We start from the raw sequence: 13,741 nt of genomic DNA, 5'->3' as shown, positions 1-13,741 counted from the left end.
CTTCCCCATGCGGAAGCTCGGCGAGTGTGTGATACCGCCGACGCTGCACTGCAACATCGGACAGGGAGGTTTCAGGACACTATTGCGTGTGGTCCCGCCCCGCCTCCTCGGCGGCGGCGAACATCAGCCGGGCCGCCACGGGGAGCGCAACCGACAGTCCGGCAAAGCGGAAAAGATGGTGCGCGCTCATGAAGGCCGGGTCGTAGCCCATGGCGAAGCCAAGGGCCGTCATGGCCTCGAGCGCCCCCGGCGCGAAGGCCGTGACCAGCTTGCCGAGATCGTCGCCCGTCAGCCATGCGGCCAGCAAGGCGAACAGGGTGGAGATCGCCACCGCCACCAGAAAGGCCCCAAGCGAGGCGAGCACATAGGCCCGGATGGTGGCGAGCGAGGTGCCGATGAAGCGCACGCCCACGCTGCCCCCCAGCACCACGAAGGCCGGGATGAGCAGTTCCGCCGGCAGCACGGCGGTGGACAGGCGGGTGGCGTGAAGCACGGCGCTGCCGGCGAGCGCGCCGAGGATCAAGCCGCCCGGCAGCTTCAGCCGCGCCGCGAGCAGGGCCGCGCCGGTGCAGACGACGAAGAGGACGACAATCTCGCCAAGGGTCGAGACATGGGGCGGTGGCGGCACGCCGCCCGCCGTCATGCCCAGCGCCGCCAGCACGTTGGGCAAAGCCGCCACCAGCAGGAACAGCCGCAGCGTCTGGGCGAAGGCGACCTGCCGCAGGTCCGCGCTGGTGTCCGCTGCCATGGCGACCACGGTGCCGAAGGCGCCGGGCGCGGAGGCCCAGAAGGCGCTTTCCCGGCTCCAGCCGGCCACGCGGGTGAGGAAGAGGGTGCCGCCCGCCATGGTGCCGAGCACGCTGGCGCCGAGGCAGGCCATGCTCACCGGCCAGGTGGCGGCGCGGGCGAAGGTCTCCGGCGTCAGCATGGTGCCCATGGAGGTGCCGAGCACCACGAAGGCGAGGAAGCGCAGCCATTCCGGGACGTCGATGCGCACGCCCGCCAGCGCGAGGCCGATGCAGGCGACCAGCGAGCCCGAGATCCACGCCGCCGGCAGGCCCAGAAGCGCGAAGATCCCGCCGCCGAGGGCGCCGGCCCCCAGCGTCACCGCCGCCGAGGCGGCCGAGCGCATCCTGAAAGGCAATCCCCTCACGCGGCGTCCGATCCCGCAGGCCGGGTCCGCTCCAACCACGCCACAAGGCGCCGGCTCGCCTCGGCGAGCTGCGCGTCGCCCCGCGCGAAGCACAGGCGCATGAAGCCGTCGCCGCCAAGGCCGAAGGCGGTGCCGGGGGCGAGGCCCACATTGGCCTCGTCCACCAAAGTGAGGCCCAGGCTGCGCACGTCGCGCCGCCCCTCGATGCCGAAGAACAGATAGAAGGCGCCGGGCGGCTTCACGAGATCCACGCGACCGGTGGCGAGCAGCGCATCGCCCACGAGGTCACGGCCGCGGCGGGCGCGGGCGATCTGCTCGGCGACGAACGGCTCGCCCTGTTCCAGCGCCGCGATGGCGCCGCGCTGCATGAAGGCGGCAACGCCGGAGGTGGAATACTGGATGAGGTTCTCGATGATCTGGCCGAGGCGCGGGTGCGCCTCCAGCCAGCCGATGCGCCAGCCGGTCATGGCCCAGTTCTTCGAGAAGGTCTGGACGAAGAGGATGTGGTCCTCCTCATCCATGATGTCGTGGAAGGACGGCGCCCGCCCCTCCTCGCCATAATAGAAGCGGCCGTAGATCTCGTCGGCGATGATCCACAGGCCGTGGCGGCGGGCCAGCGAAAGCACCGCCTTCAGGTCGTCCCGCGTCGCCACGAAGCCGGTGGGGTTGGCCGGCGTGTTGAGGAAGATGGCGCGGGTCGCGGGCGTCACCGCCGCGGCGAGCCGGTCGTGATCGAGGGTGAAGCCCTCCGGCCCGTAATTGAAGGGCACGTAGACGGGGCGCGCGCCCGCCTTCTGCGCCGCAGCCGCGGCGTTGGGCCAGGTGGGGGAGGGAATGAGCACCTCGTCCCCCGCCCCGGCCACCAGGGCCACGGCCACATGGATCGCCTGCATCCCCGAGCCGGTGACGAAATAGCGCTCCGGCGTTTCCGGCACGCCATAGAGGGCGCTCATGTAGCGGGCGATGGCGGCCCGCAGCTCCGGCAGGCCGCGCTGCCAGGTGTAGAAGGTTTCGCCGGCGTGGAGGGCGGCCGCCGCCGCCTCACAGATGAAAGGCGGGGTGGGCACATCGCCCTCGCCGGCCCACAGCGGGATCATGCCGGGCCGGTCGCGGCCGTAGTTCATCACCTCGACGATCCCGCTTTCGGGCAGCGCGCGGACATGCTCGCGCACGCGCTCCAGATAGGGATCTTCCACGGGCAAGGCGGAAACGGGCGCAGCAGGGGACATCATGGCTTGCTCGCGGGCACGAAGCGGGGTGGCGGCGCGGAGGGAAATCGGCGGGTGCGCCGGCGCGACTTATAGAGCCTCGGCGCGCCCGTGCGCCATCAAATGAAGTGGCGATCCGATCAGTCCCGGTGATGAATCGCGCCTCCCGTTACGGCATTGCACGGATGCAATGGCCTCTTGCGGAGCGGGGCCGTTGCCGGCGCGGGGGTGCGGTCCTACGTGCTGATCACCACCCGCGCACCTCCGCGCCCTCGCCGGTTCAATCAGGATGCCCCCCATGTCGCAGACCGTCACCCCGGCCATCGATGCCGCCGCCATCGACCGCCTGTTCCTTTCCGCCCGCACCCAGAATGGCTGGACCGATGCCCCGGTCAGCGAGGCGGAAGTGCGCGCCCTCTATGATCTGGCGAAGTACGGCCCGACCTCCGCCAACACCCAGCCGGCCCGCTACGTGTTCCTCACCACCCCGGAAGCCAAGGAGCGCCTGCGCCCTGCCCTGCCGGAGAGCAACCACAAGATCCTGGCCGCGCCCGTGGTGGCCATCATCGGCTACGCCCTCGACTTCCACGACAAGATCCCCGAGCTGTTTCCGCACTACCCGCAGTTCCGCGACCTGTTCATCAACAATCCCGGGATGATCGAGCCCCACGCCTTCCGCAATTCCTCGCTGCAGGGCGCCTATCTCATCCTCGCCGCCCGCGCGCTCGGCCTCGATGTCGGCCCCGTCTCCGGCTTCGACGCGGCGAAGGTGGATGCGGAGTTCTTCCCCGGTGGCACCACCAAGACCAATTTCATCGCAGCCATCGGCCATGGCGATGCCTCCAAGGTGATGCCCCGCCTGCCGCGCCTCGCCTTCGAGGACGCCGCGCAGATCCTCTGATCTCAGCTCCAGAACGAAAAAAGGGCGCCCCGCGGGGCGCCCTTTGCGTTTGGGCCCAAGGCCTCAGCTGAGAAGGCCTCAGTTAAGGCCGATGGTGGTGAGGTCCTGGAACCAGTGCTGGGCCTGCACGAAGCTCTTCACCTTGGGGGAGAGGGCGTGCGGGTTCACGTCGTGCACCACCCAGACCAGAACGGCGTCGTCCACCACCTGCTGGTGCACCTGGGCGAGCAATTCGTCCTGCTTCTTGGTGTCGAATGTGCGCTTCGCCTCGTCGATGAGGGCGTCCACCTTGGGGTTCGAGTAATAGCCCCAGTTCACGCCCACCGGCGCCACCTGCCGCGAATCGAAGAAGCGGATGAGGGCATAGAGCGGGTCGGAGGTGACATAGGCGATGTTGTTCGAGGTGATGCCCTCGTTCATCGGGTCCTTCGCCCCCTTGCGCCAGGCGGTGTAGAGCGCCTCCAGCTCCACCACCTTGAACTCCACGTCGATGCCGATCTCCTTGAAGCTCGCCTGCAGGAACTCGTTCATGGGCAGGGACAGCATCTGTCCGGTGCCGCCGGCGGCGATGATGAAGGTGGTCTTGAGCGGCTTTTCCTTGGAATAGCCCGCCTCCTGCACCAGCTTCTTGGCGGCCTCGGGATCATACTTGAGGTCGAAGGTGGGCTTGCCGAACCACGGGCTGGTCTTGTCCACCTGCCCCTTGGCGGGCTGGGCGAGGCCGTTCATCAGCTCCACCACGCCCTCCCGATCCACCGCGAGGTTCAGCGCCTTGCGCAGGCGGATGTCGGTCCAGGGCGAGCCGGGCAGCATGGAGAGGTGGTAGTTCCACACGTGCGGGGTGACGTTGGTCACGAGCTTCATGCCGGCAGCCTTGAGCTGGGGCACGGCGTCGGGCGCGGGGGTCTCGATGAGGTCCACCTGCCCGGCGAGCAGCGCGTTGGTGCGGGTCAGCGCCTCCGGCATGGGGATGAGGATCATCCGGTCGGTCTTGGGCAGGCGGGACTTGTCCCAGTAGTCGGGGTTCTTGACCAGCTCCAGCCGCTCGCGCGGCACCAGCTTGTCCTGCTTGAAGGGACCGGTGCCCGAGGGGTTCTGGGCGAACTTGTCCCAGTCCTTGCCGAGCTTCTCGTACTGGGCCGGGCTCGACACCAGGAACCAGAGCATCTGGTAGGGGAAGAACGAATCCACGTCCTTGGTGGTGATCTCCACCGTCATGTCGTCCACCTTGCGCCAGGAGGCGATGGACGGCAGGCGGGTCTTCACCTGGGCGGACTGGCGCTTGTCAAACTGGGGTGCCTTCTCGTCCAGCACCTTGTCGAGGTTCCACACCACGGCATCGGCATTGAAGTCCGAGCCGTCGTGGAACTTCACGCCCTTGCGCAGGGTAAACAGCCACTTCTTGGGGTCGGCCGGGTCCACCTTCCACTCGGTGGCAAGGCCGGGCACCAGCTTGCCGGGCCGGTCGGCCACGTTCATCTCCCAGGCGACCAGCGGGTCGTACAGGGTGTAGCCGGTGAATTGATAGGCACCTGCCCCACGATCAGGCTGACCGGTGGTCTGCGGAATGTCCGCCATGGAGATGCCATAGCGGACCACGCTCTCCGCGCCCGCCGGCGCCGCCCCGGCAAGACCGAGGAAAAGCGCGGCGGCAAGAGAGGTTCGAAGCGTCCGGAAACGCAGCATCTATCGTCCTTCCGTGAGTAAGCCCCACGGAAGGAAGGCAAGAGATATGCCGTATGCTTCGCTTTGCGAAACGGACGTCAGCGGTTGCGGCGGGGCGGCCGGTTCGAGGACTTGCCCGAGGACTTGCCCCAGTTGAACACGCGGTGCGGAAACACCTCGCCGTTCTCGCCGTCGCCGATGGCGATGAGCGCACCCTGGCAGGACACTGCCACATGGCCCTCGACGATGGGGGCGTCGCGGCCGCGCAGGATGATGCTCTGGCCGCAGCGCAGGCGATGGGCCTCCTGCGGCGTCACGTTGAGCTGGGGGATTTCCTCCAGCGCCACGGCCACCGGATCGAGCGCATCCATCAGCGCCTCTTCGCTGGCCTCGGCGCGGTCGCGCAGCTCATCGAGGGGCACGAGACGCTCCTCCAGAAACGGCCCGACGCAGGCGCGGCGCAGCTGGCAGATATGTCCCCGCGAACCCAGCATGCGGCCGAGGTCGCGGGCGATGGCGCGCACATAGGTGCCCTTGCCGCACTCGGCCTCCAGCACCGCATGGTCGGCGTCCGGACGGTCCATCAGCTCGATGCGGAAGATGGTGACGGGGCGCGCCTCCAGCTTCACCTCCTCACCTTCACGGGCGAGGTCATAGGCGCGCTCGCCGCCGATCTTGAGCGCCGAATAGGCCGGCGGCACCTGCATGATCTCGCCGCGGAAGGTGGGCAGCGCTGCGATGATCTCGTCGTCCGAGGGGCGCAGGTCGGAGGTTTCCACCGCCTTGCCCTCGGAATCGTCCGTGTCCGTCTCGGTGCCGAAGCGCACGGTGAAACGGTAGGTCTTGCGGCCGTCCATCACATAGGGAACGGTCTTGGTGGCCTCGCCGAAGGCGATGGGCAGGCAGCCGGAGGCCAGCGGGTCGAGGGTGCCCGCATGTCCGGCCTTCTTGGCCCCGAAGATGCGCTTCACCACCGCCACCGCCTGGGTGGAGGTCATGCCGGTGGGCTTGTCGAGCAGCACCCAGCCATCGAGGTCGCGCTTGGGCGCGCGGGGGCGGTTGTCCTGCTCGCGGCTGGCGCGGGGGGCATCGCCGGCGGGCGCTTCGGCCGCTTCAGGAGCGAGGGTGGTCTCGACAACGGATTCAACGATGGGCTCGGCGGCGGCTTCAGCCGCGGCTTCGGCAGTGGCTCGGACGGTCATTCGGCGTCGGTCTCTTTGTCGGTCGGAGTCTGGTCGGGCGCGTCCTCGGAATGGCTCTCAAGGGCATCGAGGTCGCGCTGCACCTGTGGCGAGCGCAGGAGGGCGTCCATGCGCGCGCCCTCGTCGAAGGACGTATCCTTGCGAAAGCGCAGCTCGGGCACGCTCTTCAGCTCCACGCGCCGCGCCACCTCGGTGCGCAGGCGGCGGGCATTGTCGGCCAGCGCCTTGATGACGGGCGTGATGTCCTTGCCGCCGAGGGGCATGACGTAGCAGGTGGCGATCTTGAGGTCCGGCGACATGCGCACCTCGGGCACGGTGATGATGTGCCCGGCAAGCACCGGATCGATATGGTCGCCGCGGGACAGCACGTCGGCCAGGGCATGGCGGACAAGCTCGCCCACGCGCAGCATGCGCTGGGAGGGGCCGCCTCCCGTGCGGGTATCGGGTTTCATTTTTGCTTCTGCTTCGTTCGGCGCCGGCAAAGCCGTGGCGCCTTCTCCTCGATTGTGGAGCGGACGGGCTTGGACCGTACCGTTCCGGTTAAGCGTCGACGCCTCCGGCCTTTTCCCGTTCGGGGAAGAGACCGGAGGCGGAAACGTCGAGCGTTGCGCCCGTCGTCAGGTCACAGCGAGCGCTGGATCACCTCGACGCGGTAGCACTCGATCACGTCGCCAGCGCGCATGTCCTGGTAGTTCTCGAAGGACATGCCGCAATCCTGGCCGGCGTTCACGGTGTTCACCGCATCCTTGAAGCGGTTGAGCGTCGCAAGCTTGCCCTCGTGGATCACCACGTTGTCGCGGATCAGGCGCACGTGCTGGCCCTTCTCCACGATACCGTCGGTGACCTGGCAGCCCGCCACCTTGCCCACCTTGGAGACCAGGAAGATCTCCTTGATGAGGGCGTTGCCCAGCATGGTCTCGCGGTTGATGGGCGCGAGCAGGCCGCTCATGGCCTTCTTCACGTCATCCACGAGGTCGTAGATGATGTTGTAGTAGCGGATCTCGATACCCGCCCGATCGGCCGCGTCGCGCGCTTCCTTGTTGGCGCGCACGTTGAAGGCGATGATCGCGGCGCCGGAGGTTTCCGCCAGCGTCACGTCGCTTTCGTTGATGCCGCCCGCGCCGGAATGGATGATGCGGGCCTGCACCTCGTCGTTGCCGACCTTCTCCAGCGCGCCGATGATGGCTTCCACCGAGCCCGACACGTCGCCCTTGATGATGAGGGGGAATTCCTTCCGCCCCGAAGCCTTCACCTGGCTCATCATCTGCTCCAGCGAGCCGCGGATGGTGGCGGAACGGGCCGCCGCCTTCTCGCGCTTCTGGCGCTGGCGGTAATCGGTGATCTCGCGGGCGCGGGCTTCGTTTTCCACCACCGCGAGGCGGTCACCCGCCTCCGGCGTGCCGTTGAAGCCCAGCACCTCCACGGGCAGGGAGGGGCCGGCCGCGTCCACGGTGGCACCGGTGTCGGAGATGAGGGCGCGCACGCGGCCCCACTCGGCACCGGCCACCACGATGTCGCCCACGTGCAGGGTACCGCGCTGGACGAGGACGGTGGCCACGGGGCCCCGGCCGCGATCGAGCTTGGCTTCCACCACGGTGCCTTCGGCGTCGCGGTTCGGATTGGCGCGCAGGTCGAGCAGTTCCGACTGGAGGGCGATGGCCTCCAGGAGCTTGTCGAGGTTGAGATGCTCCTTGGCGGAGACCTCCACCTCGAGCGTCTCGCCGCCCATGCTCTCCACCTGCACTTCGTACTGAAGCAGTTCGGAGCGGACGCGCTCGGGCTTGGCGCCGGGCTTGTCGATCTTGTTGATCGCCACGATCAGCGGCACCCGCGCCGCGCGGGCGTGGTTGATGGCTTCCACCGTCTGGGGCATCACGCCGTCGTCGGCCGCCACCACCAGCACCACGATGTCCGTCACCTTGGCGCCACGGGCGCGCATGGCGGTGAAGGCGGCATGGCCGGGGGTGTCGATGAAGGTGATCTTCGAGCCCGAGGGCGCGGTCACCTGGTAGGCGCCGATGTGCTGGGTGATGCCGCCGGCCTCGCCGGACACCACGTTCGCCTTGCGGATGGCGTCGAGCAGCGAGGTCTTGCCGTGGTCGACGTGGCCCATGATGGTCACGACGGCCGGGCGCGGCAGCAGGGTCTCGGGGGCGTCCGGGGTATCGAACAGGCCTTCCTCGACGTCGCTCTCCGACACGCGGCGGACGGTGTGACCGAGATCCTCGGCGATGAGCTCGGCGGTATCGGCGTCGATCACGTCGGTGATCTTCACCATCTGCCCCTGCTTCATCAGCATGCGGATCACGTCCACGGCCCGCTCCGACATGCGGTTGGCGAGTTCCTGGATGGTGATGGTCTCGGGCAGGATCACCTCGCGGGCGATCTTTTCCTTGCTCTCCTGCTGCCGGTGCCCGGTCATGCGCTGGGTGCGGCGGCGGAACGAGGCGACCGAACGCTGGCGCTCTTCTTCACCCGACTGGGCGGTGACGAGCGTCAGGCGGCCGCGCTGCTTCTCCTGGCCGGCGGGCGCACGGGGCACCTTGACCGGGGCGACCGGACGCGCGGCGGGGCCGCGGCGGACGGCACCGCCCCCACGGCGCTCCTCTTCCTCGCTGCCACCTTCCGCCGGAGCGGTGGTACCAGCCGGACGCGGGGTGAGCGGACGCGCGGTGGTCGTGCCGGCGGGACGGGCGCTCGCACCCTGCTCCTCGCCGCCGAAGCGCTTGCGCGCTTCCTGCTCGGCCTTGCGCTTCTTGTCTTCTTCCTGGGCGCGGCGGGCCTCGTCCTCGCGCTTGCGGGCCTCTGCGGCCTCACGCTCGGCGCGCTCGGCACGCTCGCGCTCGGCGCGGCGACGAGCCTCCTCCTCGGCAGCGCGGCGCTCTTCGGCCATGCGCTGCTCTTCGACCGCGCGGACGCGGGCGTCGGCCAGCGCGCTGGCGCGGGCGTTGCGCTCTTCCTCGGTCAGCGTGCGCAGCACCACGCCCGAACCGCCGGGACGCTGCTGGCCGGGACGCGAGGGACCACCACCGCCACCGGGACGGCGATCACGATCCGAACCCGGACCGCCGGACCGCGGCGGCTGGCCGGGACGCGACGGAGCGTTGGGACGCGAAGACGACTGGCCGGACGAGCCGGTACGGGACGGCTGGCCGGAACCCGACCGCGATCCCTCGGCGGGACGCGGGCCGGAGGCCGCCGCAGGACGGGCCGCGGCGGGAGCGGGCGCAGCCGGCTTCGGCGCGGCAGCAGGGGCAGCGGCGACGGGAGCGGGCGCAGCAGGCGCAGCCTCCGGCTTGGCGGGAGCCGGCTCGGCAGCGGCAGGCGCCGCGGGCGCAGGAGCGGCCACAGGTGCAGCGACCGCCTCGGCAGCGGGTGCGGCCGGGGCCTTGGCTTCTGCCGGAGCGGGCGCGGGAGCCGGAGCGGTAGCCGGCGCATCCACCGGGGCCTTGGCCTCCACCGGAGCGGCGGGCGCAGGAGCGGCAGGGGCGACGACAGCCGCGGGCGCAGGCGCCGGGGTGGGAGCGGCAGGCGCCGGACGGGCGGCCGCAGCAGGGGCCGGAGCCGGAGCCGGAGCGACAGGCGCCTTCGCCTGCACAGGCGGGGCAGCCGGAGCCGGCGCCGCAGGCGCGCTCCCGTGGCCAGCCTCACCTGGGGCGATGACGCGGCGCTTCACCTTCTCCACCACGACCGCCTTGGAGCGGCCATGGCTGAAGCTTTGGCGCACCGTTCCCTGCTCCACCGGGCGCTTCAGCGTGAGCGTCTTGCCGGGGGCGGGATGCAGCGTCTTGTCGCCTGGGGTCTTGGTGTCGTTCATTCCGTATCCGTTCCTTGCATCCGGCCGGGGTCATGCGGGAGATCAGCACCATGGCTCAAATCGTTGCCATGGCTGGGGTTTGGACCCTGCCCGAGCGTCTCGCCGATGGACGTACCCGTCCGCCAGCGCGAGAGCCTGTGGCAGCGCTCCAGAAACCCTTTGGCCGTCGGATGCGCGAGCAGCGCCGCATGTACCACATTTGACCGCCCTAACGCCAAGTCCAAATCGATGCCGGGAAAGCAATCGACCACGGCAGCCGCGCGGAAACCGGCAGCCTCGACCTGTCGCAGGAGGGCATTGAGCTTGCGCACCCCGTCCGGGCGCGCGTCACTGGCGTTGAGGACGACCAGCACATCGCCGGTGCCCAGGGCCGCCTCGACCTTGGTGTGGCCCGTCACGACCCGTCCCGCCTTGTTGGCGAGGGAGAGGGCGGCGAGCGCGTCTTTATAGATGAGCCGATCCACCAGATCGGCAAGATCGGGCGCAGCCTTGCCACGGCCCTTGAAGGCGCGGCCGAAGGCCTTCTTCTTCAGCGCCGCGTCGAAATCGGCCCGGGTGGCACCCACCCAGGCCCCACGGCCGGGAAGCTTACGCGAAAGATCCGGGATGATGGCGCCGTCGGGCGCCACCACGAAGCGCATCATGTCCGCCACCGGCAGCACCCGCCGCGTGGCGAGGCACAGGCGCGACAGAGGCGCCCGCGCCGCAGACAAGCTGCGCGGCCCCCCGTCCGTCTCGTCCTCGTCCAGTATCGCGGGCACCAGTGGTCATCTCCTTAGGCTCAGGCGTCTTCGGCCGGGGCGTCTTCGCCCTCGGCTTCAGGCTCGGCCTCGATCCAGCCCGCGGCGACGCGGGCCTGCATGATGAGGGCTTCGGCGTCCTCGCGGGAGAACTCGAAACCGTCCAGAGCGCCGGCGTGGCGGATGGTCTCGCCGTCCTTGCGCTCGCTCCAGCCGACGAGATCGTCGGTGGCGCAGCCAGCGAGATCCTCGATCGTCTTGATGTCATTCTCGCCGAAGGCCACCAGCATCTTGGAGGTGACGCCGGGCACGGTCTTCACTTCGTCCTCGACACCCAGCTCCTTGCGGCGGGCGTCGAGCGCCTCTTCCACTTCGGCGAGGTGCTTGAGGGCGCGGGACTGCAGCTCGGCGGCGGTGTCCTCGTCGAAGCCTTCGATGGAGGCGAGCTCGGAGATCGGCACGTAGGCGATCTCCTCCACCGAGGTGAAGCCCTCGGAGGTGAGCAGCTGGCCCATCATCTCGTCGAGATCGAGGGCCTCGGAGAACATCTTGGTGCGCTCGGCGAATTCCTTCTGCCGCCGCTCGCTCTCCTCCTGCTCGGTCATGATGTCGATGTCCCAGCCGGTGAGCTGGGTGGCGAGGCGCACGTTCTGGCCGCGACGGCCGATGGCCAGCGACAGCTGGGCGTCGGGCACTACCACCTCGATGCGCTCGCGCTCCTCGTCCAGCACCACCTTCACCACCTCGGCGGGGGCAAGGGCGTTGACGATGAAGGTGGCGATATCCGGGTTCCAGGGGATGATGTCGATCTTCTCGCCCTGCAGCTCGTTCACCACGGCCTGCACGCGCGAGCCGCGCATGCCGACGCAGGCGCCGACCGGGTCCACCGACTGATCGCGGGAGATGACGGCGATCTTGGCGCGGGAGCCGGGATCGCGGGCCACGGCCTTGATCTCGACGATGCCGTCGTAGATTTCCGGCACTTCCTGCGCGAACAGCTTCGCCATGAACTGGGGATGCGTGCGGGAGAGGAAGATCTGCGGGCCGCGCGGCTCGCGGCGCACGTCGTAGATGTAGGCGCGGATGCGGTCGCCGGTCTTCACCGTCTCGCGGGGCAGCAGCTCGTCGCGGCGCAGGATGCCTTCGCCGCGGCCGAGGTCCACCACCACGTTGCCGTACTCGACGCGCTTCACGAGGCCGTTCAGCACGTCGCCGATGCGGTCCTTGTATTCGTCATACTGCCGGTCGCGCTCGGCCTCGCGCACCTTCTGCACGATGACCTGCTTCGCGCTCTGCGCGGCGATGCGGCCGAAATCGAAGGGCGGCAGGGTGTCGGCAATGGTGTCGCCCACCTGAGCCGCGGGATTGTGGCGGCGGGCGCCATCCAGCGTGATCTCGGTGGCGGTATTCTCCACCTCGTCCACCACGAGCAGGTGGCGCGCGAGGCGCAGTTCGCCGGTCTTGGAGTTGATGTCGGCGTGGATGTCCGTCTCCTGGCCGTAGCGCGAGCGCGCGGCCTTGGCGATGGCATCTTCCATGGCGGCGATGACGATGCTGCGGTCGATGGACTTCTCCCGCGCGACCGCATCGGCGATCTGCAGGAGCTCCAGCCGGTTTGCGCTGACGGCGACCATCAGTGCTTCTCCTTCACGCTGCTGGCGTTGGCCGAGGAGGCGGCCGTCTCGAGGCCCGCCTTCTTCTTGGCGTTGGACTTCTTTCCATCGGGCTTCTTGCCCGCAACCTTGGACTTCTTCGCCTTCTTGCCGGCGACCTTGCCCGTGGCGCCCTTGTTGGCGACGGGGCCGCGGGCCGGCTTGGCCGGAGCCTCTTCCGCGTCGTCGTCCAGGTCGCCCGGCTCGAACGTGTCGTCGGCCTCCAGCGGATCGACGGTGTCGAGGAAGTCCTCGGCCTCCTCGTCGATCTCCTGACCGGCAGCCTTCGCCGCGCGCAGCGCCTCGCGGATCAGCGCGTCGGTGAGCACGAGGCGGGCATCGTGGATGTCGCGGAGCGGCAGGCGGACGGTGGCTTCCTCGTCGGCGCGCGCATCGGTGCGACGCACCAGCGCATCGCCGTCCTCGGCGCCGGTGAGGATGCCGCGGAAGCGCTTGCGGCTGTCCACCGGCACGCTCATCTCCACCTTCACCTCATGGCCCGCCCAGCGCACGAAATCCGACAGCCGCACCAGCGGCCGGTCGATGCCGGGCGAGGACATTTCCAGGCGGTAGGCGCTGGTGATGGGGTCTTCCACATCGAGCACCGGCGACAGGGCGCGCGAGGCGGCCTCGCAATCGTCGATGGACATGGTGCCGTCGGGGCGCTCGGCCATGATCTGCACGGTGCCGCCGTCGCGGTTCGTCACCTTCACGCGGACCAGCCGATAGCCGAGGCCGCCGAGCACGCCGGAAGCGATGGCGGCGATGCGGGCCGCCACTCCGGTCTCGGTGATGAGGCGCGGCTCGTTGGGATCGTCGAGCACGGCGTTGATCTCGGTCATGTCACTCCGGGTGCGGATCGCTTCGCGCCGGCTTGCCGCCGGGCGTCGTCCGCTGGTTCATTTTCCGCCGGACGCGGCGGCTCGGCACCGGCGCCCGAAATTCATATGGCCATCAGGCCCGCCCGGCACCCCGAAGGGCGCACCCCGATGCCGTTGGACACCGGATAAGCAGAAAAGGAGCGGGTCCCGACCGGGGCCCACTCTCATCACCTTCGACTGCGATGGCGCTGAGGCATCCCCATGGGGGACGGCGCTAATATAGACGGAAATGCCGGACACGCAAGTCCGGCGTTCAAGTTACCGCTTTGCCGGCAATGACCTGCGATTCGCGCATGGCACCTCCGCCGCCCCCGGACCGGGCCGCCGCAATTGCGCCGCACGCGGGGTGTTCAAGCCCGCCGACCGCGCTCCGCCTCGACCCGTCGATGGCGACGCCCGGCGCTGAAGAGCCCGCCATCGCCCATCTCGATGGCCCGTCCGCGTCAGGCCTGCCGCGCCCGATCCGCCAAAGCTGCCGGATCAACCAGACATTCGAACCGCCGTCCCGAGCGAGGATCAAGT

The 13,741-nt window shown here is 69.3% G+C and carries 10 protein-coding genes; 1 reads left to right on the top strand and 9 read right to left on the bottom strand.

Going from position 1 to position 13,741, the window contains the following annotated elements; translation table 11 throughout:
• Positions 1 to 79: 79 nt before the first annotated feature.
• Both EJ105_RS20115 and EJ105_RS20110 read right to left on the bottom strand, forming a co-directional pair.
• Positions 80 to 1,132, bottom strand: coding sequence for an AbrB family transcriptional regulator (locus tag EJ105_RS20115; protein WP_024281308.1), 1,053 nt, complete (start codon positions 1,130 to 1,132; stop codon positions 80 to 82).
• Positions 1,133 to 1,149: 17 nt separating this feature from the next.
• Complete coding sequence (locus EJ105_RS20110; protein WP_250167742.1) at positions 1,150 to 2,385, bottom strand: pyridoxal phosphate-dependent aminotransferase; 1,236 nt, start codon at positions 2,383 to 2,385, stop codon at positions 1,150 to 1,152.
• 274 nt (positions 2,386 to 2,659) lie between these two features.
• Here EJ105_RS20110 and EJ105_RS20105 point away from each other — a divergent pair, with 274 nt between their 5' ends.
• Positions 2,660 to 3,262: a malonic semialdehyde reductase gene (locus tag EJ105_RS20105; protein WP_250167741.1), complete on the top strand. Its 603-nt coding sequence runs from the start codon at positions 2,660 to 2,662 to the stop codon at positions 3,260 to 3,262.
• Between the two features lie 78 nt (positions 3,263 to 3,340).
• Here EJ105_RS20105 and EJ105_RS20100 read toward each other — a convergent pair whose 3' ends face one another.
• The 7 genes from EJ105_RS20100 to rimP form a co-directional block, all read right to left on the bottom strand.
• Complete coding sequence (locus tag EJ105_RS20100) at positions 3,341 to 4,948, bottom strand: ABC transporter substrate-binding protein (RefSeq protein ID WP_250167740.1); 1,608 nt, start codon at positions 4,946 to 4,948, stop codon at positions 3,341 to 3,343.
• 77 nt (positions 4,949 to 5,025) lie between these two features.
• On the bottom strand, positions 5,026 to 6,129 hold the full coding sequence (gene truB, locus EJ105_RS20095) for a tRNA pseudouridine(55) synthase TruB (protein ID WP_250167739.1): 1,104 nt from the start codon (positions 6,127 to 6,129) through the stop codon (positions 5,026 to 5,028).
• Positions 6,126 to 6,581, bottom strand: coding sequence for a 30S ribosome-binding factor RbfA (gene rbfA, locus EJ105_RS20090; protein ID WP_024281313.1), 456 nt, complete (start codon positions 6,579 to 6,581; stop codon positions 6,126 to 6,128). The genes truB and rbfA overlap by 4 nt, the downstream gene beginning before the upstream one ends.
• A gap of 170 nt (positions 6,582 to 6,751) precedes the next feature.
• Positions 6,752 to 9,946: a translation initiation factor IF-2 gene (gene infB, locus EJ105_RS20085; protein WP_250167738.1), complete on the bottom strand. Its 3,195-nt coding sequence runs from the start codon at positions 9,944 to 9,946 to the stop codon at positions 6,752 to 6,754.
• Positions 9,943 to 10,707, bottom strand: a complete 765-nt coding sequence (locus EJ105_RS20080) for an RNA-binding protein (protein WP_245279305.1) — start codon at positions 10,705 to 10,707, stop codon at positions 9,943 to 9,945. Before EJ105_RS20080 ends, infB begins: the two co-directional genes overlap by 4 nt.
• Before the next feature lie 20 nt (positions 10,708 to 10,727).
• Positions 10,728 to 12,320, bottom strand: coding sequence for a transcription termination factor NusA (gene nusA / locus EJ105_RS20075; protein WP_029556427.1), 1,593 nt, complete (start codon positions 12,318 to 12,320; stop codon positions 10,728 to 10,730).
• Positions 12,320 to 13,180 carry a ribosome maturation factor RimP gene (gene rimP, locus EJ105_RS20070; RefSeq protein WP_250167736.1) on the bottom strand — a complete coding sequence of 287 codons (861 nt, stop codon included), beginning with the start codon at positions 13,178 to 13,180 and terminating at the stop codon, positions 12,320 to 12,322. Before rimP ends, nusA begins: the two co-directional genes overlap by 1 nt.
• Positions 13,181 to 13,741 lie beyond the last annotated feature (561 nt).

It is taken from the genome of Xanthobacter aminoxidans, assembly GCF_023571765.1.
Taxonomy (GTDB): domain Bacteria; phylum Pseudomonadota; class Alphaproteobacteria; order Rhizobiales; family Xanthobacteraceae; genus Xanthobacter; species Xanthobacter aminoxidans.
The sequence above is the reverse complement of the archived record's forward strand: the minus strand, read 5'-3'. Positions and strand labels throughout refer to the sequence as shown.